The organism is Aerolutibacter ruishenii (assembly GCF_007830115.1).
GTDB lineage: Bacteria > Pseudomonadota > Gammaproteobacteria > Xanthomonadales > Xanthomonadaceae > Aerolutibacter > Aerolutibacter ruishenii.
On the sequence record NZ_VLKP01000001.1, the window covers coordinates 25,863 to 45,377 of the forward strand.

The 19,515-nt window shown below is 69.5% G+C and carries 19 protein-coding genes; 11 read left to right on the forward strand and 8 right to left on the reverse strand.

Features of this window, described 5'->3' with window-relative positions; genetic code table 11:
- Positions 1-30: 30 nt before the first annotated feature.
- Positions 31-2,181, reverse strand: coding sequence for a DUF1631 family protein (locus IP93_RS00160; protein WP_158636236.1), 2,151 nt, complete (start codon positions 2,179-2,181; stop codon positions 31-33).
- 109 nt (positions 2,182-2,290) lie between these two features.
- On the opposite strand from IP93_RS00160, the gene IP93_RS00165 reads away from it, so the two are divergent.
- From IP93_RS00165 to IP93_RS00175, 3 genes are all read left to right on the forward strand, one after another.
- Entirely contained in the window at positions 2,291-2,878 is a 588-nt protein-coding gene (locus tag IP93_RS00165) for a nitroreductase family protein (protein ID WP_144810852.1), read from the forward strand.
- A gap of 8 nt (positions 2,879-2,886) precedes the next feature.
- Positions 2,887-3,810, forward strand: a complete 924-nt coding sequence (locus IP93_RS00170) for a 5'-3' exonuclease (protein WP_144811479.1) — start codon at positions 2,887-2,889, stop codon at positions 3,808-3,810.
- 212 nt (positions 3,811-4,022) lie between these two features.
- Positions 4,023-4,517 (forward strand): NUDIX hydrolase, encoded by a 495-nt coding sequence (locus IP93_RS00175; protein WP_242006696.1) that lies wholly within the window; start codon positions 4,023-4,025, stop codon positions 4,515-4,517.
- Positions 4,518-4,607: 90 nt separating this feature from the next.
- Here the strand turns inward: IP93_RS00175 and pip are convergent, their stop codons facing one another.
- Both pip and prmC read right to left on the reverse strand, forming a co-directional pair.
- Positions 4,608-5,549: a prolyl aminopeptidase gene (pip, locus tag IP93_RS00180; protein WP_144810855.1), complete on the reverse strand. Its 942-nt coding sequence runs from the start codon at positions 5,547-5,549 to the stop codon at positions 4,608-4,610.
- 138 nt (positions 5,550-5,687) lie between these two features.
- Positions 5,688-6,512, reverse strand: a complete 825-nt coding sequence (prmC, locus tag IP93_RS00185; protein ID WP_242006666.1) for a peptide chain release factor N(5)-glutamine methyltransferase — start codon at positions 6,510-6,512, stop codon at positions 5,688-5,690.
- Positions 6,513-6,636: 124 nt separating this feature from the next.
- Between prmC and ahpC the strand changes: the two genes are divergently transcribed.
- From ahpC to oxyR, 3 genes are all read left to right on the forward strand, one after another.
- Complete coding sequence (gene ahpC, locus IP93_RS00190; RefSeq protein ID WP_144810859.1) at positions 6,637-7,200, forward strand: alkyl hydroperoxide reductase subunit C; 564 nt, start codon at positions 6,637-6,639, stop codon at positions 7,198-7,200.
- A 278-nt stretch (positions 7,201-7,478) separates the two neighbouring features.
- Positions 7,479-9,062, forward strand: coding sequence for an alkyl hydroperoxide reductase subunit F (gene ahpF, locus IP93_RS00195; RefSeq protein ID WP_144810861.1), 1,584 nt, complete (start codon positions 7,479-7,481; stop codon positions 9,060-9,062).
- A 94-nt stretch (positions 9,063-9,156) separates the two neighbouring features.
- Positions 9,157-10,107 carry a DNA-binding transcriptional regulator OxyR gene (oxyR, locus tag IP93_RS00200; protein ID WP_144810862.1) on the forward strand — a complete coding sequence of 317 codons (951 nt, stop codon included), beginning with the start codon at positions 9,157-9,159 and terminating at the stop codon, positions 10,105-10,107.
- A gap of 54 nt (positions 10,108-10,161) precedes the next feature.
- Here oxyR and msrA read toward each other — a convergent pair whose 3' ends face one another.
- Genes msrA through IP93_RS00215 form a run of 3 tightly spaced genes read right to left on the reverse strand, consistent with a single transcriptional unit; the run spans position 10,162 to position 11,701 of the window.
- Positions 10,162-10,818 carry a peptide-methionine (S)-S-oxide reductase MsrA gene (gene msrA, locus IP93_RS00205; protein WP_144810864.1) on the reverse strand — a complete coding sequence of 219 codons (657 nt, stop codon included), beginning with the start codon at positions 10,816-10,818 and terminating at the stop codon, positions 10,162-10,164.
- Between the two features lie 60 nt (positions 10,819-10,878).
- Positions 10,879-11,412, reverse strand: coding sequence for an adenine phosphoribosyltransferase (locus IP93_RS00210; protein WP_144810865.1), 534 nt, complete (start codon positions 11,410-11,412; stop codon positions 10,879-10,881).
- A gap of 19 nt (positions 11,413-11,431) precedes the next feature.
- Positions 11,432-11,701, reverse strand: a complete 270-nt coding sequence (locus tag IP93_RS00215) for a putative signal transducing protein (RefSeq protein ID WP_144810867.1) — start codon at positions 11,699-11,701, stop codon at positions 11,432-11,434.
- Between the two features lie 164 nt (positions 11,702-11,865).
- Between IP93_RS00215 and IP93_RS00220 the strand changes: the two genes are divergently transcribed.
- The 4 genes from IP93_RS00220 to IP93_RS00235 all read left to right on the forward strand — a co-directional run bounded on the left by IP93_RS00220 (position 11,866) and on the right by IP93_RS00235 (position 16,252).
- Positions 11,866-13,623, forward strand: coding sequence for a glutamine--tRNA ligase/YqeY domain fusion protein (locus IP93_RS00220; RefSeq protein WP_144810868.1), 1,758 nt, complete (start codon positions 11,866-11,868; stop codon positions 13,621-13,623).
- 103 nt (positions 13,624-13,726) lie between these two features.
- Positions 13,727-14,302: a nucleoside deaminase gene (locus IP93_RS00225; RefSeq protein ID WP_144810870.1), complete on the forward strand. Its 576-nt coding sequence runs from the start codon at positions 13,727-13,729 to the stop codon at positions 14,300-14,302.
- 34 nt (positions 14,303-14,336) lie between these two features.
- Positions 14,337-15,404 (forward strand): 23S rRNA (cytidine(2498)-2'-O)-methyltransferase RlmM, encoded by a 1,068-nt coding sequence (gene rlmM / locus IP93_RS00230; RefSeq protein WP_144810871.1) that lies wholly within the window; start codon positions 14,337-14,339, stop codon positions 15,402-15,404.
- Between the two features lie 98 nt (positions 15,405-15,502).
- Positions 15,503-16,252, forward strand: a complete 750-nt coding sequence (locus IP93_RS00235; RefSeq protein ID WP_144810873.1) for an EF-hand domain-containing protein — start codon at positions 15,503-15,505, stop codon at positions 16,250-16,252.
- Positions 16,253-16,392: 140 nt separating this feature from the next.
- Here the strand turns inward: IP93_RS00235 and IP93_RS00240 are convergent, their stop codons facing one another.
- Together IP93_RS00240 and ubiH are read right to left on the reverse strand one after the other, a co-directional pair.
- Positions 16,393-17,592 (reverse strand): FAD-dependent oxidoreductase, encoded by a 1,200-nt coding sequence (locus IP93_RS00240; protein WP_144810874.1) that lies wholly within the window; start codon positions 17,590-17,592, stop codon positions 16,393-16,395.
- Positions 17,589-18,869 carry a 2-octaprenyl-6-methoxyphenyl hydroxylase gene (gene ubiH / locus IP93_RS00245; RefSeq protein ID WP_144810876.1) on the reverse strand — a complete coding sequence of 427 codons (1,281 nt, stop codon included), beginning with the start codon at positions 18,867-18,869 and terminating at the stop codon, positions 17,589-17,591. The genes IP93_RS00240 and ubiH overlap by 4 nt, the downstream gene beginning before the upstream one ends.
- A gap of 43 nt (positions 18,870-18,912) precedes the next feature.
- Between ubiH and IP93_RS00250 the strand changes: the two genes are divergently transcribed.
- Positions 18,913-19,503, forward strand: a complete 591-nt coding sequence (locus IP93_RS00250; protein ID WP_144810878.1) for a DUF6580 family putative transport protein — start codon at positions 18,913-18,915, stop codon at positions 19,501-19,503.
- Positions 19,504-19,515: the final 12 nt, after the last annotated feature.

Genomic DNA, 19,515 nt, shown 5'->3' on the forward strand with positions numbered 1-19,515 from the left:
GGATAGCGTCAGCCGGTCGCCCGGCGAGTGTCAGCTGCCCGCGCGCCGCAGGCGCTCACCCACCTCGGCCAGCGCCCGGGAGAATGCGCGCGGCGGAGGGGCGACGTGCAGGCGCCCCTGCTCCGCCAGTGCGGCCAGCTCCTCGACCGCGGCCACCAGCACGCGGCCGCCGCGGTCGTTGACCAGCAGCCGGCGGGATGTCAACGGGCTGATCCAGCCCACCTTGGCATTGACCAGGACCCCGTCGGCGTTTTTCAGGCGCAGCCAATCGCCCACCGCCAACGCGCGCAACGACTGCACCATGGCGGGGGCAAGCGTCGCCACGGTGTCGGTGCCACCGGCAAGCCACAGCTTGCGGTCCTCGCCATCGTCCCCGGCCTCGATGCGGGGTGGCAACGCGTGCACGCTGCGCGGCGCGTCCGGCCATGCCAGCCCGCGCACCAGTGACACCAGCCCGTGCTGGGCGGCGGAGTCGTCCAGGCCAGAGCTGGCCAGGCAATCCACGATGGTCCGCTCCAGCGTCAACAGCCGCGTGGCCAGCGCCCGGCCCTCGGCACGCGCGGCCAGCATATCCGCCTCGGCCAGGGCGTCGCCAAGCGCCAACGCCTCGGCAAAACGTGCACTGTCCACACCGTCGCGCAGCAGTACCTGCACCAGGTGGTGGCGCCACGACGTCCCCAGGAAGCCGGCGATCGCCTCGCACAACGGCTGCGCGGACAGGCGACGACCAACCACGGCATCGGCCTGTTCACGGGCGTGCTGCAGGCGCTCGCGGCCATGCACGGCCTGGGCGGCGCGCTCCTCCTGCAGGAACACGCGTTGGCGCTGCTGCAACAGCAGGGCGTCGAGCTCGGCGAACGCCTGCTCGAACACCGCCATGTTCTCGTGGTATTCCACCGCCACGCGCTGCGCCGACAACGCCGCACGCTCGAACAGTTCACGCTCGAAAGGGGTCTCGGCATTGTTGCCGGCACAGGCCTCGGTGATCGCGTCCAGCAGCTTGCGCGCGGGGTGTTCGGCCCTGTCGAACAGCGCGCGATCGCCCAGCGCGACCTTCACGTAGGGCAGCACCAGCCGCGCATACAGGCGACGGCAGCGCTCATGCAGGTCCTGGGTCGCGAACAGCGACTCGAACACCATCGCCACCAGGTCGATGGCGTCCTCGCTGTCGCGGCCGATGGTGGTGTGGTCGGGGCTCAGGCCCAGGCGTCGCGCGCCTTCGCCCAGGCGTTCGCGGATGCTCCTCCCGAGTTCGCCGGTTCCCGCCAGCGCGCGGGCGAAGGTATCGGTGGGCTCCCCGTGCAGCAGCGAGGCAACGCTCACGACTTCCTCGACACGCAGATCGCGGCGGCCCTGCAGCGCACGTTGTGGCGCGTGCGACGCGGGGACATTCTCCGGGCGTACCGTGCCCTCCCGCCACGCGTGCAGCAGGCTGCGCAGTTCGTCCAGCGTGACGTCCTGTCCTGGTTCCTGCTGGAGCGCAGCGCCACCGGAACTGCCTGGCGCCACATGCGGCGCGACGTCTTTCGATCCTTCCCGCGTAACGCCGTAGCCGGCCTGCGCAAGCAAGGCGTCAGCCTGCCCATACAACTCGTCGAGCGTGCGGGCCAGGTGGTCTTCGTAGAACTGGAACAGGTGGCTACGCAATTGCCCGGGCACGCGCACGCCGTCAAACGCGTCGACAAAGGCGGTCGCCAGCCGGCCCGGCCCCACCGGGTTCACCATGGCCTGCAGGCCCAGGGTCTGCGCCAGTACATGCAGGCGCGCCTCCAGCGCCTCCAGCGGCTTCTGGTAGCGCTGCGACAACACCTCGGCCATGCGTTCGCCGGCGATGTGCATGTCCAGTTGGGCCTCGTCCAACAGCCCCATCGAAAGGAAACCGCGCCGCGACGCCGCGCGCATCGTGCGGAATTCGTCGAAGCCCTTCGCCAGTTGCTGGCGGTAGCGCATCACCTGCGCGGCCTGCTGGTGGCGCAGGCTCCACAACGCTGCCTGGTCCTCGTACTGGAAAGCATTGCGTTCGAAATGCGTGGCGGACAGCGCCAGCGCATCCTCGATGGGACCGTACAATGCCCCGGGAAGCCCGCCCAGACGCTCCAGCGTCAGGCGCTTGACCTCCTCCAGTACGCGGAACGGATCCGTTCTGGTGGCGTTGGCAGCGCCGAGCGGATAGTTGGACACGTTGGCTCCCGACAAAAAACTGACGTTTTGCGTCACATTACCCTGCACCGACGCAGGATAGTGGCAAGCTACGGCAGTTTGCATCCTCTCCCAAGGAATTCTGTGACGCATGCCTGATTCCACGCCTGAAGATCGCCTTGCCTGCCTTGACCGCCGGCGCTCCACCCCGGCGCGCCACTTGGCCGAGCCCGCCCCCGACCAGCCCACCCTGCTGAGGATGCTGGCTTCGGCGGTCCGCGTGCCCGACCACGGCAAGCGGGTCCCCTTCCGCTTCATTACCGTACGCGGCGATGCGCGCCATGTGCTGGGCGAACGCCTGGCGGCACGCAGCATCGAGCGCGACCCCGCCGCCAGCGAGAGCACGGTGGAAAAGGACCGGCAACGGTTCTCGCTTGCCCCGCTGGTGGTGACGGTCGTGGCCCGGCTGGGACCGGATGCGCAGATCCCGGAGCAGGAGCGGCTGCTGTCGGCCGGCAGCGTCTGCTTTGCGCTGTTGCAGGCGGCCCAGGCCTTCGGCCATGGCGCGACCTGGCTGACGGGCTGGCCGGCCTACGATCCGGTCGTGCACGGCTGGCTGGGCCTGGAGGCGGACGAACGCGTGGCGGGCTTCATCCACATCGGTACCCCCACGCTGGAAGCGCCTGAGCGCGAGCGCCCCGACCCGGCCACGCTGCTGACCGAGTGGAGCCCGACGTGAGCGCGCCGATGGCCTCGCGCCCAGCGCTGTACCTGGTCGACGCCAGTCTGTACGTGTTCCGGGCGTGGCACTCGATGCCCGACGAATTCCAGGACGACGAGGGCTGGCCCACCAACGCCGTCCACGGCTTCGCCCGGTTCCTGCTGGACCTGGTGGAGCGCGAGCGCCCGCGGCACATAGCGGTGGCGTTCGATGAGGCGCTGGACAGCTGTTTCCGCAACGCCATCTATCCGGCCTACAAGGCCAACCGCGAACCCGCACCGGAAGCGCTCAAACGTCAGTTCGGACATTGCCGCGCCCTGTGCGAAGCCCTCGGCCTGCCCGTGCTGGCGCACCCTGAGTTCGAGGCCGACGACCTGATCGGCAGTGCGCTGGCCACGATGCGCGTCAGTGGCTACCGCGGCGTGATCGTGTCAGCGGACAAGGACCTGTCGCAGCTCCTGGACGGCGACGACCAGCAATGGGACTTCGCTCGCGACCAACGCTGGGGCGTGGATGGCGTGCCCGCGCGCCACGGCGTTCAGGCGCGGCAGATTGCCGACTACCTGGCACTCTGTGGCGATGCGGTCGACAACATCCCGGGCGTGCCGGGCATCGGCGCGAAGACGGCGGCCGCCCTGCTCGCGCACTTCGACACCCTGGACGCCGTGCTGGCCCGGGTGGATGAGATACCGTTCCTGCGCCTGCGCGGCGCCGCCAGCACCGCGGCCAAACTGCGTGCGCACCGCGAACAGGCATTGCTGTGCCGGCAGTTGACGACCATCGCGCTGGACGCGCCGCTGACCGGCCACGACGAGCACTTCACGCGCGACCGCGCCAACGCGGCCCGACTGGGTGCGCTCTGCGAGACGCTGCGCTTTGGCCCGATGACCCGCCGACGCCTGCACCAGGCCGCCGGCGTGGACTTCGCGGCGTCATCGCCCGCGGCGTAGCATCGGCCTCAGCCCCCGCGACCCGCTCGCGGGCACGCCCGGCACCACACTACCGCCGCAACGGACTGGACATGCACGCCAACCAAGACCCCGCCCCACGCATCGACCTGGACACCACGCCCTGCCACGTCGACGCACCGGCACAGGGACACGCCGTGCAGGGCGATGGCGACGCCGCGGTGGAGAGGCTGTACGAGGGCCAGTGGTTGCGCATGCTGCGCCGCGGCCGCTGGGAGTACGCCGAGCGGACCCACGGCAACGGCATGGCGGTGATCATAATCGCGGTGACGCCACAGGACCGGATCATCTTCGTCGAGCAGTTCCGCATTCCGCTGCAGGCACGGACCATCGAGATGCCGGCGGGGCTGGTGGGCGACCAGGCCGGGGAGGACACCCTGGAAGATGCCGCCCGGCGCGAACTTGAAGAGGAAACGGGCTGGTATCCCGCGCAGGTGGAAGTACTGCTCGTCGGACCCACGTCGTCTGGCATGAGCAACGAACGCATCGCCTACGTGCGTGCCACCGACCTGCGCAAGGTCGGTGATGGCGGCGGCGTGGACGGCGAGGAGATCATCGTCCATGAGGTGCCGCTGTCCGAGGCGCCTGCCTGGCTGATGCAGAAGCAGCGCGAGGGCTACGAACTGGACCTCAAGCTGTGGGGTGGACTGTGGATGGTGGATCGTAATCCGGATGGATCGCCGGCCTGAGGCGTGGGTTGGGGCCGGCGATACCAAGCCTGGGATCGGGCCGCGACTTTCGGCGGCCCCAACGCCTTCCCGTCAGCCGACAACAGCTGATCAGGCAAATCGATCCGTCGCCGCCACCAGCGCGTCGATGTTCTCCGCCTCGAACGCCGAGTGGCCCGACGCCGGGGTGATCACCAGTTCGCCCTTCGGCCACGCCTTGTGCAAATCCCACGCATTGGCAACCGGACACACCACGTCGTAGCGGCCGTGCACGATCACGCCGGGGATGTGCGCGATCTTGTGCGCATCGCGCAGCAGCTGGTCGTCGACCTCGAAGAAGCCGCTGTTGACGAAGTAGTGGTTCTCGATCCGGGCGAAGGCCAGGGCGAACTGCGGGTCTTCGTGGCTGTTGGCGAAATCCGCATCCACGTGCAGGAAGCTGGTGGCGCCTTCCCACACGCTCCACGCCTTGGCGGCGGCCAGGCGCACGGTTTCGTTGTCACTGGTCAGGCGACGATGGAAGGCGCTGATCAGGTCATGGCGTTCCACCACCGGAATCGCGGCCAGGTAGTATTCCCACGCATCCGGGAACAGGCGCGAGGCGCCTTCCTGGTAGAACCATTCCAGCTCCCAGCGGCGCAGCATGAAGATGCCGCGCAGCACCAGCTCGGTGACGCGCTGCGGGTGGGTCTGCGCGTAGGCCAGTGCCAGCGTGGAACCCCAGGAACCGCCGAACACCTGCCAGGAGTCGATGCCGAGCTTTTCGCGCAGCGTCTCGATGTCGGCCACCAGATGCCAGGTGGTGTTGTCCACCAGGTCGGCATGCGGGGTGGAGCGGCCGCTGCCGCGCTGGTCGAACAGGATGATCCGGTACTTGGCCGGGTCGTGGAAGCGGCGCATCTTGTCACTGCAGCCGCCACCCGGGCCGCCGTGCAGCATCACCACCGGCTTGCCCTGCGGGTTGCCGCACTGCTCGTAGTACAGCGTGTGGCGGTCGTCGACCTTGAGTTGGCCAACGTCGTAGGGCTGGATCTCGGGGTACAGGGTGCGCATGGGCGGCCTCGGAGGATGAACCGGGGAAGTGTAGCGCCGGCGCAGCCAAGACTCGTCCGGTTCGCGGCCACCCGCCGCGCGCGCACCTGCTGGCGCCGCGTGCGGCGAGAGGGCTCGCCTCTCCAAGCGAGCGGTCGATCAGCCGGGCCAGCGCCCCAGGGTGACGCGATCGCGCTGTTCCAGGTCGGTCTGCGTGGCGACATCGACGAACCCTGCCCGGGCGAACAACGCGCGCACGGCTTCGCCCTGGTCCCATCCGTGCTCTACCAGCAGCCAGCCACCCGGGTGCAGGTGCACCGGGGCTCCCGCCACGATCGCGCGCAGGTCGTCCAGACCATCCACGCCGGAGGCCAGCGCGCTGACGGGCTCGTGGCGCAGGTCGCCCTCGCCCAGGTGCGGGTCGCCCTCGGCAATGTACGGCGGGTTGCTGGCCACCAGGTCGAATCGCTGCCCGGCCAGCGGCGCCCACCACGACCCGTGGTGGAAGCTCACGTTGGGCAGTCGCAGCTCGTCCGCATTGGTCCGCGCCACCGCCAGGGCGCCGGCACTCGCATCCACCGCCGCCACCTGGGCCAGCGGCCGCTCCAGCGCCAGCGCCAGCGCGATCGCGCCGCTGCCGGTACCCAGGTCGGCCACGTGCAGGACGGCGCCGGCTGGCAGGTGCTCCAATGCCAGCTCCACCAGCAGCTCGGTTTCCGGGCGCGGGATCAAGGTGTCCGGCCCTACCTGCAGGTCGAAGCGCCAGAACCCCCGACGACCGGTGAGGTAGGCCACCGGTTCCCCGCCGGCGCGACGCGACACCAGGGCCTCGAAGGCGTCGCGCTCGGCCGACGCCAGCATTTCGTCGCCATGCGCGAACAGCCAGGCCGGACCACGCCCCAGCACATGGCCCATCAACAGTTCGGCCTCACCGGCCGGGAGGCGGGCGCGGGCGGCGCGGAGCAGGGACTCAATGCATTCCATAGCCATACTCTATCAATTAAATGCCAAAGATCGATTGGATTTATTTATTGAGACGTCCGAGAATGGCCCCACTGAAGTTGAACCCCTCCCCCAAACCGCTTCCCCAACCAGAAGGACGCAATCCATGTCCCTGATCAATACCCAAGTGCAGCCCTTCAAGGCCAACGCCTACAAGAACGGCCAGTTCATCGAAGTGACCGAGAAGGACCTGCAGGGCAAGTGGTCCGTGCTGATCTTCATGCCGGCCGCCTTCACCTTCAATTGCCCGACCGAGATCGAAGATGCCGCCGAGCATTACGAAGAGTTCCAGAAGGCCGGCGCCGAGGTCTACATCGTCACCACCGACACCCACTTCTCGCACAAGGTGTGGCACGAGACCTCGCCGGCGGTGGGCAAGGCCAAGTTCGCCCTGGTCGGCGACCCGACCCACGTGCTGACCAACGCCTTCGGCGTGCACATCCCGGAAGAAGGCCTGGCCCTGCGCGGCACCTTCGTGATCAACCCGGACGGCGTGATCAAGACGATGGAAGTGCATGACAACGCCATCGCCCGCGACGTGACCGAGACCGTGCGCAAGCTCAAGGCCGCCCAGTACGTGGCCAGCCACCCGAACGAAGTGTGCCCGGCCAAGTGGAAGGAAGGCGCCAAGACCATCGCGCCGTCGCTGGACCTGGTCGGCAAGATCTGATCCCGCTGCAGGCGGCCGCCTCCGGGTGGCCGCCGCGGAGCGCGGCAGGCCCGGCGGCCTGCCGCCTCTCCGCAGCACCCGCACCAACCGATTCACCCGATTCAACCGATCCACTCGCGGAATTGCCCCTCGATTCCGCCGGACGCTTGCAACAGCGGCTTGTACCTCCCCCGAAGGACAGCCCTCCCCTGCGCCGGTCCCTCCCCCGGCCATGTCCGAGGTCCAGGCCGCTCCTGCAAGCGCCTCTCTCCATCCCGTTCACGTTGGAGTACCCCCCCATGCTCGACGCCAACCTGAAAACCCAGCTCCAGGCCTATCTGGAGAAGCTGGTGCAGCCGATCGAACTGGTCGCCTCGCTCGACGCCAGCGACGCCTCGCAGGAGCTCGACGGCTTGCTGCAGGACATCGCCTCGCTGTCCGACAAGATCACCCTGCGCCGTGAAAACGATGCGCGCACCCCGTCGTTCGCCATCAACCGCGTCGGCAGCGACATCGGCGTGCGCTTCGCCGGCATCCCGATGGGCCACGAGTTCACCTCGCTGGTGCTCGCGCTGCTGCAGGTGGGCGGCCATCCGCCCAAGCTCGACGACGAGACCATCGCCCAGGTGCGTGCGCTCGACGGCGACTACCGCTTCGAAACCTACATGTCGCTGTCGTGCCAGAGCTGCCCGGACACGGTGCAGGCGCTGAACCTGATGAGCGTGCTGAACCCGCGCATCCGCCACGTGGCGATCGATGGCGCGCTGTTCCAGGACGAAGTCACCGCGCGCGAAGTGATGTCCGTGCCGACCATCTTCCTCAACGGCCAGCCGTTCGACGCCGGCCGCATGACCGTCGAGATGGTCCTGGCCAAGCTCGATACCGGCGCCGCCGCGCGCGAGGCGGAGAAGATCAAGGCCAAGGACGCCTTCGACGTGCTGGTGGTGGGCGGTGGCCCGGCCGGCGCAGCGGCCGCAATCTATGCGGCGCGCAAGGGCATCCGCACCGGCATCGCCGCCGAGCGTTTCGGCGGCCAGGTGCTGGACACGATGGCCATCGAGAATTTCATCTCCGTGCCCTACACCGAAGGCCCCAAGCTGGCCGCGGCGCTGGAGCAGCACGTCAAGGAATACGACGTGGACGTGATGAACCTGCAGCGCGCCAGCAGGCTGGTGCCGGCAGGTGAAGACGGCCTGGTCGAAATCCAGCTGGAAAATGGCGCCTCGCTGAAGTCGCGCACCGTGGTGCTGTCCACCGGCGCGCGCTGGCGGCAGATGGGCGTGCCCGGCGAGGACCAGTACCGCAACAAGGGCGTGGCCTACTGCCCGCACTGCGACGGCCCGCTGTACAAGGGCAAGCGCGTGGCGGTGGTGGGCGGTGGCAACTCCGGCGTGGAGGCGGCCATCGACCTGGCCGGCATCGTGTCGCACGTGACGCTGATCGAGTTCGACAGCCAGCTGCGCGCCGACGAAGTGCTGCAGCGCAAGCTGCGCAGCCTGCCCAACGTGACCGTGCTGGTCAGCGCGCAGACCACCGAGGTGCTCGGCGACGGCCAGCGCGTCAATGGCCTGGTCTACAAGGATCGCTTGGGCGGCGACATCCACCGCGTGGAACTGGAAGGCATCTTCGTGCAGATCGGCCTGCTGCCCAACACTGAATGGCTGAAGGGCACGCTGGACCTGTCGCCGCGCGGCGAGATCGTGATCGACGAACGCGGCCAGACTTCACTGCCGGGCGTGTTCGCCGCAGGCGATGCGACGACCGTGCCGTACAAGCAGATCGTGATCGCGATGGGTGCCGGCTCCACCGCCGCGCTCAGCGCCTTCGACCACCTGATCCGCACCTCGGCACCGGCCTCGGAACCGGTCACCGCCGCCGCCTGAGGCCAGCCGGCAACCGTTCGTGCGACAGTAATATCGGGTATCGAGCACACACACACGGGGCCGCACGACGGCCCCCGATCGGAGGCTTCCCCGCTTGAACCTGCGCGACCTCAAGTACCTGGTAGCCCTGGCCGACCACAAGCACTTCGGTCGCGCGGCCGCGGCCAGTTTCGTCAGCCAGCCCACGCTGTCCACCCAGATCAGGAAGCTGGAGGACGAACTGGGCGTGGCGCTGGTGGAACGCGCGCCGCGCAAGGTGATGCTGACTCCGGTCGGGCGCGAGATCGTGGAGCGCGCGCGCAAGGTGATCGCCGACGTCGAGCAGATGGCCGAGATCGCGAGGCGCAGCAAGGACCCCGAGGCGGGCACCGTCCGGCTGGGGCTGTTCCCGACGCTGGGCCCGTACCTGCTGCCCCACGTACTGCCCGCCGTGCGCAAGCGCTTCCCGCGGCTGGAACTGCTGCTGGTGGAGGAAAAGACCGACCAGCTGCTGGCGCGCCTGCGCGAGGGCCGCCTTGATGCGGCGCTGCTGGCGCTGCCGGTGCATGACGACCAGTTGCACATCGAGCCCTTGTTCGACGAGCAGTTCCTGCTGGCGGTACCGCAGCAACATGAACTGGCGAGCCGCGCGTCGCTGCGGGTGGACGACCTGGACGACCGTCACCTGCTGCTGCTGGAGGACGGCCACTGCCTGCGCGACCAGGCACTCGAAGTGTGCCGCCTGGCCGGCGCCGACGAACGCGACGGGTTCCGCGCCACCAGCCTGGAAACGCTGCGGCAGATGGTCGCCGCGGGCGTGGGCATCACCCTGCTGCCCGCGCTTTCGGTGCAGCCACCGGTGCCGCCATCGCCCGACATCCACCTGCTGCCCTTCGAGGGCGAGCCGCCGCACCGGCGCATCGCGATGGTGTGGCGACGCAGTTCGGCCATGCACGATTTCCTGCTGCAACTGGCCGCCGAGTTCCGCAAGCTGCCGCACCGGTTGCTGGAACCGCCTGAGCCCCGCGTGCCAGTACCCGCCGCAAGGGACGACTTCGCACACTGATCCGCGTGGCCCTGACCCTGGCCGTCCGCCAGGCGTCAACCGGCCCCGGGCGGTTCAACCGCCGGGCGTGATCCCGAGCGGACACGACACACCCGTGCCACCCAGTCCGCAATACCCATCCGGGTGCTTGGACAGGTACTGCTGGTGTTCTTCCTCGGCGTAGTAGAACGCCGGTGCAGGGAAGCGGATCTCCGTGGTGATGTCGCCGTATCCCGCCGCATGCAGGCGCTGCTGGAACGCGTCGCGGCTGGCCAGCGCCGCCCCATGCTGTACTTCGTCATCGCAGTAGATGGCCGAACGGTACTGGGTGCCGGCATCGTTGCCCTGGCGCATGCCCTGCGTGGGGTCATGGTTCTCCCAGAACGTTACCAGCAGGGCGGCGAAGGGAGTCGCGGCGGGGTCATAGACCACCAGCACGGTCTCGGCGTGGCCGGTCAGGCCACTGCAGACCTCGCGGTAGGTCGGGTTGGGGGTCACGCCTCCGGAATAGCCAGCGGCGGTGGTGAACACGCCGGGCAACGACCAGAACTTGCGTTCCGCGCCCCAGAAACAGCCCATGCCGAACTGCACCCGCGCGAGGCCTTCGAAGTCGCCGCGCAGCGGCCGCCCGAGCACGTGGTGCCGGCTGCCCAGCGCGACCGGTTCCGCGCGACCCGGCAGCGCCTCGTCAGGGCGTGGCAACCGCTGTTTCCAGGCACCGATTCCCAACATGCTCAGGTCCTCCTGTCCGGACAAGATGCGGCCGAGGCGGCGGCAATCAACCCCACGCACTCAGTAGCGCAGGGACGCTTCCAGTGGATTGGCCCCGTTCCAGCGAGCGCGACCCGCCAACCCGACCAGCTCGACCAGTACCGCCGCGCCCACCAGCGTGGCTCCCGTTCTTTCCAGTAAAGCGCGTGCCGCAAGCAGGGTGCCGCCCGTGGCCAGCACGTCATCGACCAGCAGCACGCGTGTTCCCGGACGGACGGCGTCCTCATGGATCTCCAGCCGGTCGCTGCCATATTCCAGGGCATAGTCCTGCGTGATCACCCGCGCGGGGAGCTTGCCGGGCTTGCGCACGGGTACGAACCCCGCATCCAGCGACCGCGCCAGGGCCGCGCCAAGGATGAAACCCCGCGCTTCGATCCCCGCCACGCAATCCACGCCTGCGCCGCGCCAAGGCGCTGCCAGCGTTTCGATCACCCACGCGAACCCGGCCGGGTCCGCCAACAGCGGGGTGATGTCCTTGAACTGGATGCCAGGCTTGGGAAAGTCGGGTACGTCGCGGATCAGCGCTGGGAAATCGCGCGGGGGCATCAGGGTCATGGACTTCCAGCCGGGTCGGTCACGCGGGGTCGGGCAGCATACCCGCGTCGTCCGGCGCCATGGCGTCGGCCTCTCCGGACGCATTGAGCGGCAGCGCCTCCACGATGCCGCGTGCCTCGGGCCAGGCCACATCGGGCACGCACACCGCCACCACGCCAAACAGCGGAAGCTCGCCCATCCCGCCCAGCAACTGCTCGCCGCGTAGGAACACCGGGATGTCCTCGGCCTCCAGCGCATGGCGCACCAGATGGGCATCGATCAGGTTGGCGGCTTCGTAGACTACTTTCACGGCACACCTGCACTTTGATGGCGGATCGGGGTCGCGTGGCAACCGATCGAGGCCCCATTGGAATCCGTTCACGGGCGTCCCGATGATCCAGCATACCCCCGCAGGCGGCACCGTCGCCTGCCAACGGCTAAACTGCACGGTCTCCCACGCCTTGCCGATCCCGCATGTCCGACACCCCTGCCCCGAACGCCCCCGAGACCGCCGCCGAGGCGCCGGTCAAGAACGACTTCATCCGGCAGATCGTCCGCGAGGACCTGGCCAGCGGCAAGCACGTGGCCATCAAGACCCGCTTCCCGCCCGAGCCCAACGGCTACCTGCACATCGGCCACGCCAAGGCGATCTGCCTGGACTTCGGCATCGCCCGCGAGTTCGGCGGCGAGTGCAACCTGCGACTGGACGACACCAACCCGGCCAAGGAAGACCCCGAGTACGTGCGCGCCATCCAGGACGACGTGCAATGGCTCGGTTTCGAATGGCACGACCTGCGCCATGCCTCGGATTACTTCGAAGTGCTGTACCGCGGCGCCGAGAAGCTGATCCAGCAGGGCGACGCCTTCGTCTGCGACCTCAGCGCCGATGAAGTGCGCGCCTACCGCGGCACGCTGACCGAGCCGGGCCGTAACTCGCCGTACCGCGAGCGCAGCGTGGAGGAGAACCTCGACCTGTTCCGCCGCATGCGCGCCGGCGAGTTCGCCGATGGCACGCGCACCCTGCGCGCGAAGATCGACATGGCCAGCGGCAACATCAACCTGCGCGACCCGGCCATCTACCGCATCAAGCACGTCGAGCACCAGAACACCGGCAACGACTGGCCGATCTACCCGATGTACGACTACGCGCATTCGCTCAGCGACGCGGTGGAAGGCATCACCCACTCGTTGTGCACGCTGGAGTTCGAGGACCACCGCCCGCTGTACGACTGGTGCGTGGACAAGGTCGACCTGGCGCATTCGCCGGAGCTGGTGAAGTCGCTGACCGACAAGGGCCTGCCCTTCGAGGCGGCCAAGCCGCGCCAGATCGAGTTCTCGCGCCTGAACTTCAACTACCTGGTCATGAGCAAGCGCAAGCTGATGGCGCTGGTGACCGAAGGTCTGGTCGACGGCTGGAACGACCCGCGCATGCCCACGCTGCAGGGCATACGCCGCCGTGGCTACACCCCCAGCGCGCTGCGCCTGATGGTGGACCGCGTGGGCATCAGCAAGCAGAACTCGCTGCTGGACATTTCCATCCTCGAAGGCGCGCTGCGCGACGACCTCGACGCCGCCGCGCCACGCCGCATGGCCGTCATCGACCCGCTCAAGCTGGTGCTGGCCAACCTGCCCGAGTCGCACGAGGAGCAGCTCACCTTCAGCAACCATCCCAAGGACGAGTCGTTTGGCGAGCGCCACGTGCCGTTCGCGCGCGAGCTGTGGATCGAACGCGAGGACTTCGAGGAAGTGCCGCCCAAGGGCTTCAAGCGCCTGACGCTGGGCGGTGACGTGCGCCTGCGCGGCGCCGGCATCATCCGCTGCGACGAAGTGGTCAAGGACGCCGACGGCCGCGTGGTGGAGCTGCGCTGCACGCTCGACCCCGAGTCGCGCCCCGGCATGGAAGGCGCCAACCGCAAGGTCAAGGGCACCATCCACTGGGTCAGCGCCAAGCATGCGGTGCCGGCCGAAATCCGCCTGTATGACCGCCTGTTCACCGTCCCCGATCCGGACAATGACGAGGGCGGCAAGAGCTACCAGGACTACCTCAACCCGGAGTCGCGCCGCGTGGTCACCGGCTACGTCGAGCCGGCTGCCGCGAAGGCCGCGCCGGAGCAGCCGTTCCAGTTCGAGCGCATGGGCTACTTCGTCGCCGACCGCTACGATCACCGCGCCGACGCGCCGGTGTTCAACCGCAGCGTGACCCTGCGCGACACCTGGGCCACCAGGGCCTGAGGCACGCCACGATGAACCTGCACGCCACCGCCCGGCCCAGCCGGCAACGCATCCCCGGCCACGGCCGCGCCCGGTCGCGCGTGGGCACGCGGAGCCTGCTGTGATGCTGTACGCCCAGATCCACCTCACCCTTCCCGTGTGGGTGCATGACCACGTGGACACCACGCGTGCGTACCCGGGGGACGAAGCCAAGGTGGCGTTGGCGATCGAACTCTCGCGGCTGAACATCCAGGCGGCCACCGGCGGTCCGTTCGGCGCGGCGGTGTTCGACGCGCATGACCGCATCATCGCCGTGGGCGTCAACCGCGTGCTCCCGCACACCTGCTCGCTGGCCCATGCCGAAACCATGGCCTACATGCTGGCGCAGGGTCGGACCCAGCGCCCGCGCCTGAACCAGACCCTCGACGGCGCCGCCTGCGGCCCGGTCACCCTCGCCACCTCGTCGCAACCCTGTTGCCAGTGCTACGGCGCCACCGTATGGGCCGGTATCGACCGCCTGCTGATCGGCGCACGGGCCGAAGACGTTGAATCGCTCACCGAGTTCGACGAAGGTCCGCTGCCCGCGGACTGGATCGGCGAACTGGAGCGCCGTGGCATCCGCGTGGTGCGCGACCTGCATCGCGACGCCGCGTGCGCGGTGCTGCGCGCCTACGGCGAACAGGGCGGGGCGAAATACTGATGGCACGCGTCGATTGCACGCCGCCCCTGTACCGATGAGTGCCGATGCCCTCCTGTGCCTTTGCCGCGCCGGCTTCGAGCCCGAACTCGCCGCGGAACTGACCGAGCGTGCCGCCGAGGCGGGCTTCGCCGGTTATGCCCGCACGCAACGCGCCAGCGGCTACGTCGAGTTCGTGTGCCACGAAGCGGCCGCCCTGGATCGCGCCCTGCCGCTGCGCGACCTGATCTTTGCCCGGCAGAAACTGCTGCGGCTGGCCGACCTGCGCGAGTTGAACCCCACCGACCGCATCGCCCCGATCCTGGCCGAGCTGGAGGCCGAAGCCGCCGACGGCCAACGCAGCACCTTCGGCGAACTGTGGGTTGAACACCCGGACTCCGACGACGGCAAGCCGTTGGCCGGCCTCGCCCGCGCGTTCGGCAACGCCCTCCGCCCGGCGCTTCGCGAGGCGGGCTGGCTGAGCCGCCAGGACGATGCGACGCGTCCGCGCCTGCACGTGGTGTTCCTTGATGGCGGGCACGCCATGCTCGCGCGCAGCGATACCCGCGATGCGTCGCCTTGGCCGCTGGGCATTCCGCGCCTGCGCATGCATCCCGACGCGCCCAGCCGTTCAGCGCTGAAGCTGGAAGAAGCCCTGCTCACCCTGCTCGACGCGGGCGAGCGCAGTCGCCTGCTGCGCGACGGCATGCGCGGCGCCGATCTGGGGGCCGCCCCCGGCGGCTGGACCTGGGTGCTGGTGCGCCACGGACTGCACGTCACCTCCGTCGACAACGGTCCGCTGCGCCCGCAACTGCTCGACAGCGGCAAGGTCGAACACCTGCGCGCCGATGGCTTCCATTGGCAGCCCAGGGCACCACTGGACTGGATGGTCTGCGACATGGTTGAACAGCCCCGCCGCGTGGCCGAACGCATGGCGACCTGGCTGCGCGAAGGCTGGTGCCGCCACACCATCTTCAACCTCAAGTTGCCGATGAAGAAGCGCTGGGACGAGACGCGGCTGTGCCTGGACTTGTTGCAGGCGCAGGCCGGCCGGCCGCTCACCGTGCGCGCTCGCCAGCTGTACCACGACCGGGAGGAAATCACGGTCTTCGCAACCCCGCGCTGACTACCCCACCGCCGGTTCAGGTCCGGTTGCAGGCCTTTACGCGGGATTGATGCGGGAGGGTCTAGGGTCCCCACGTCCCCCGACGCGAGGTCCCTCCCATGAAATACACGAATGCCCCCTTGTTCCTGGCGCTGGCCGTGAGCCTCGGTCTGGCCGGCCCCACCCTGGCCCAGAACCGCTCCAAGAGCGAAGCGAAGGTCCAGGCCGCGGCCGAAGCCGAGATGGCCACCGAAGATGCCACGGTCGCCCGACAGCAGGCGGAGGTCGCCCAGGAAGCCGCCCAGAGCGCCGCCCAAACCCGGGACGCGGGTGCGCTGACCGCGCAGGGCGCGGCCGGCGCTGCGCACGGCGCGCACACGGCCCACCAGGCCGCGGTGACGGCCAACACTGCTGCCAATCAGGCGGTGAACGCCGCGGACCGGGCCCAGTCCGCACGGAATGCCGCCGAGCACGGCGCCAACCCCACCGCCGCAGCGGCTGAAGCCACGGCCGCCGCCACCGAAGCGCGCGGTGCCGCATACATGGCCATGGACGCCACGGACAACGCGCGTGCCGCGGCAAGCAATGCCGAAGCGGCTGCCCAGACGCCACCGGCGCCGCCTGCCACGCCGCCTGCCGTTCCGTCCGCGCAGGGCGCCGCGCAGGCGCAGGTGACGTTCACCAACAGTCCGGCCAACTCGGTCGTGGGCGACTACAAGATCGATTTCGAGGCGCTGGATGCCAATCGCAACGGTTCGCTCAGCCGCGGTGAGGTCCGCTCCAACGCTACGCTGTCGGCCGAGTTCGGCGCGGTGGACGTCAATGGAGATGGCCGCCTGAGCCGGGATGAACTGAAGGGCTGGATGTAAGCCGCCGCCCCGGCAGTGGGCATGGGAAAGGTTCCGCCCCCAGCGGCGGGACCTGACGGCCAGTCAGGAAACCATGACTGGCCGGTGCCGCAACGTACCTTCCACGCCTGCAGCCACCGACCGCGACCCCGGTGGATCACTCAGACGCCGGCCGCGCGCCGCCAGAACAGATGCGTCAACGCCGGCACCTTGCCGACCATGCCCAGCAATGGCCCGCGGACCAGCGTCGGCAGCATCGCCTCGTTGGAAAAGAGACGGTTGATGCCGTCGAACGAATAGGCGGCGAGTGCATTCTCGCTGCGACGGCGACGCGCCCAACGCGCCAACCGCTCCGGACCGCCAATATCGCCGTCCCCGGCGGCGCGCAGGGTGCCGCGCAGCGCGGCCACGTCGCGCAGCCCGAGGTTCACGCCCTGCCCGGCCAACGGATGCACCGCGTGCGCGGCATCGCCGATGATCGCCACGCGCCCCGCCACGACGTGCCTGGCCAACTGCAGGCGCAGCGGGAACGCCGCGCGGCGCGACACCGCCCGCATCGCCCCCAGCGGCCCGTCGAAAGCTCGCTCCAGCGCCTGCAGGAACGCCCTGTCGTCCATCGCCAGCATGCGCTCGGCCTCGGCATCTGGCAGGGTCCAGACAATGGAGCTTCGCCGGCCTGCGACCCCGCCCCCGCCACCGTCCTCGACGAATGGCAGGAATGCCAGGGGGCCGGTCGGCAGGAACCGCTGCCAGCACGTGGCCTGATGGGGATGTTCGGTATCGACGAAGGCGACCACGCCGCGCTGATGGTAGGCGTGCCCCCCCACTCCCACGCCGGCCAGCTCGCGCAGGCGCGAGCCAGCGCCATCGGCCGCGACCACCAGTCGCGCCTTCAGCCGGCGGCCACTGTCCAGTTCCACCGTCGCGGACGTCGCGTCCTGCTGCAGCGCCACGACATGGTCGGGGCAGTGGATGCGCACCCCGGCGGCGGCCTGCTGCGCCCACAGGCGATCCACCAGCAGGCCGTTCTCCACGATCCAGCCAAGCTCGCTGCGGGCGAAGCCGTCGGCATCGAACTCGAGCGGCGCGCCACCTGCCGCATCCCACACGCACATGCGCCGGTAGGGTTGGGCACGCGCCTGCAACACCGGCTGCCAGGCACCCACGCTGTCCAGCAGTGCGGCATTGTCCGGCGCGAAGGCGTAAACCCGCAGGTCCGCCTCGTCCGCCCGCCACCGCACCGGTTCGCGCGCCTCCACCAGGGCGACCTGCAGGCCATCGCGGGCGAAGGCCAGCGCCGCCGCCGCGCCCACGACGCCCGCACCCACCACGACCACGTCCAACATCTCGCGCCGGCTCATGCGTCCGTCCTCCTGCACAACGCGGGCACCGCGCCCCGGTAGCCCAGCGCCCCGGCCACCACCGCCGCCTGCAGCGATGGCACGCGGCCGATCGCGAACAGCCCGATGCTGCGCAACGGCCGCATCAGCGGCGTCGGGTTACTGGTCAGCCGCGCCAGCCCATCGGAAAACGCCAGGGTTCGCTCGCGGTCTTCCTGGCGGCGGGCCACGTACCGCTCCAGCAGGGTCGGCGCGCCACAGTCGGCGGCCGCATCCGCCGCCCGCGCCGCTGCGACCAGTTCCGCCAGCGTCAATGCGTCGCGCAGCCCCAGGTTGAAACCCTGCGCGCCAATCGGATGGATGGTCTGCGCGGCATTGCCCATCAGCACCGTTCGCGGCCCGACCAGCCGCTCGGCCAGCACGCGCACCGCCGGGTACACCGAAGGCGTACCCGCCGCGAGGAAGCGCCCCGCGCGCCAGCCGAACACGCCCTGCACGCGCTGCAGGAACGCATCGGGCGGCATCGCCGCCACCGCCGCGACGTCGTGGTTGGCCACGCCATGGATCAGCCCGTAGTGGCGGTCACCGCGCGGCAGCAGCGCCGTCGGCCCGGCGTCGGTCAAGCGCTCGAAAGCATTGCCGTCCACCGCGCGATCCGTCCGCAGGCGGGTGACGAACAGGTGGTGGCCATAGTCGTGTTCGACCGTACCGATACCCAACGCCGCGCGCACGCCGCTGCGCGTGCCATCGGCCGCGACCAGCAGGCGGGTACGTACGATGCGCTCGCCGCCTTCGTCCACCAGCCGCACGCTGCGCCAGGGCGCGTCGGCGGCATCGTCCGCCAGCCCCGCGAACCGCACCGGGCGGTAGCGCACCAGCCGCACCAGCTCGGCCAGGCGGGCCTCCAGCGCCTCGCCGAAATCCCGTGCCACCACGACCTGGCCAAACGCGTCGCGCCCGTACGCCGCCGCGTCCAGCAACACGCGGCCGAAGTCGCCTTCACGGCTGACGTGGATGCGCTGGATCGCCCCGGTGGGGGTGCGCAGCTTCTGCATCACGCCCAGCGCGGTCAGCGCATTGACCGTGGCCTCGGCGAAGGACAGGTTGCGCTCGTCGAACACCGGCGGCAGGCCACCGGGCGGCGATGCCTCCACCAGGCCCACGTCCAGTCCGATGCGGTCGAGGGCGATGGCCAGGCTGGAGCCGACCAGCCCCCCACCGACGATCAGCACGTCATGCACGGGGGAAACGGTGGCGGCGGCGGGGGAATGCCCCGGCGGGGAAGAGGTCTCGGGCATTGCGTTATGCTAACGGTTCCTGCCCCACCGTACCGCGAAGACCATGAAAGCCATCGCCCCCAACGCCTCGTCCGCCCCACGCACGTTTGCCCCGGGCCCCCTGTTGCTGGCGGCGCTGATCTTCGTGGCCGCGCTGACCCGCCTGCTGCCGCATCCGCCCAACTTCTCGCCGGTGGCGGCCATCGCCCTGTTCGGCGGTGCCTATTTCTCCGCGCGCCACTGGGCGCTGATCGTGCCGCTGGCGGCGCTGCTGGTGTCCGACCTGGCATTGGCCGCGATCAACGGCGGTGACTACGCGTCCTGGTTTGGCAGTGTGTCGATGTGGCTGGTCTATGCCGCCACCGCGCTGACCACCGTGCTCGGCTTCGGCCTGCGCGGCAGGGTGGGCGGCGGTCGCGTGCTGGGCTATTCGCTGCTGGGCACGGCCGTCTTCTTCCTGGTCACCAACTTCGGCGCGTGGCTGGGCTCACCGACCTACCCGCAGACGCTGGGCGGCCTGGGCATGGCGTACGTGGCCGGCATTCCGTTCCTGAAGTGGAGCGTGGCCAGCACGCTGTTCTACGCCGCGGTCCTGTTCGGTGGTTTCTCGCTGCTGCGCCACTGGGCCCCATCGCTGCGCGTCCAGACCGCCTGACCGCGCCTCGCC

Coding starts and splice junctions, on each gene's coding strand:
- msrA (WP_144810864.1), bottom strand. CDS start 10,818: ATGTTGGGAATCGGTGCCTGGAAACAGCGGTTGCCACGCCCTGACGAG.
- ahpF (WP_144810861.1), top strand. CDS start 7,479: ATGCTCGACGCCAACCTGAAAACCCAGCTCCAGGCCTATCTGGAGAAG.
- rlmM (WP_144810871.1), top strand. CDS start 14,337: ATGAGTGCCGATGCCCTCCTGTGCCTTTGCCGCGCCGGCTTCGAGCCC.
- IP93_RS00210 (WP_144810865.1), bottom strand. CDS start 11,412: ATGACCCTGATGCCCCCGCGCGATTTCCCAGCGCTGATCCGCGACGTA.
- IP93_RS00170 (WP_144811479.1), top strand. CDS start 2,887: ATGGCCTCGCGCCCAGCGCTGTACCTGGTCGACGCCAGTCTGTACGTG.
- IP93_RS00235 (WP_144810873.1), top strand. CDS start 15,503: ATGAAATACACGAATGCCCCCTTGTTCCTGGCGCTGGCCGTGAGCCTC.
- ahpC (WP_144810859.1), top strand. CDS start 6,637: ATGTCCCTGATCAATACCCAAGTGCAGCCCTTCAAGGCCAACGCCTAC.
- IP93_RS00240 (WP_144810874.1), bottom strand. CDS start 17,592: ATGAGCCGGCGCGAGATGTTGGACGTGGTCGTGGTGGGTGCGGGCGTC.
- prmC (WP_242006666.1), bottom strand. CDS start 6,512: ATGGAATGCATTGAGTCCCTGCTCCGCGCCGCCCGCGCCCGCCTCCCG.
- IP93_RS00220 (WP_144810868.1), top strand. CDS start 11,866: ATGTCCGACACCCCTGCCCCGAACGCCCCCGAGACCGCCGCCGAGGCG.
- IP93_RS00175 (WP_242006696.1), top strand. CDS start 4,023: ATGCTGCGCCGCGGCCGCTGGGAGTACGCCGAGCGGACCCACGGCAAC.
- IP93_RS00165 (WP_144810852.1), top strand. CDS start 2,291: ATGCCTGATTCCACGCCTGAAGATCGCCTTGCCTGCCTTGACCGCCGG.
- ubiH (WP_144810876.1), bottom strand. CDS start 18,869: ATGCCCGAGACCTCTTCCCCGCCGGGGCATTCCCCCGCCGCCGCCACC.
- IP93_RS00225 (WP_144810870.1), top strand. CDS start 13,727: ATGCTGTACGCCCAGATCCACCTCACCCTTCCCGTGTGGGTGCATGAC.
- IP93_RS00250 (WP_144810878.1), top strand. CDS start 18,913: ATGAAAGCCATCGCCCCCAACGCCTCGTCCGCCCCACGCACGTTTGCC.
- pip (WP_144810855.1), bottom strand. CDS start 5,549: ATGCGCACCCTGTACCCCGAGATCCAGCCCTACGACGTTGGCCAACTC.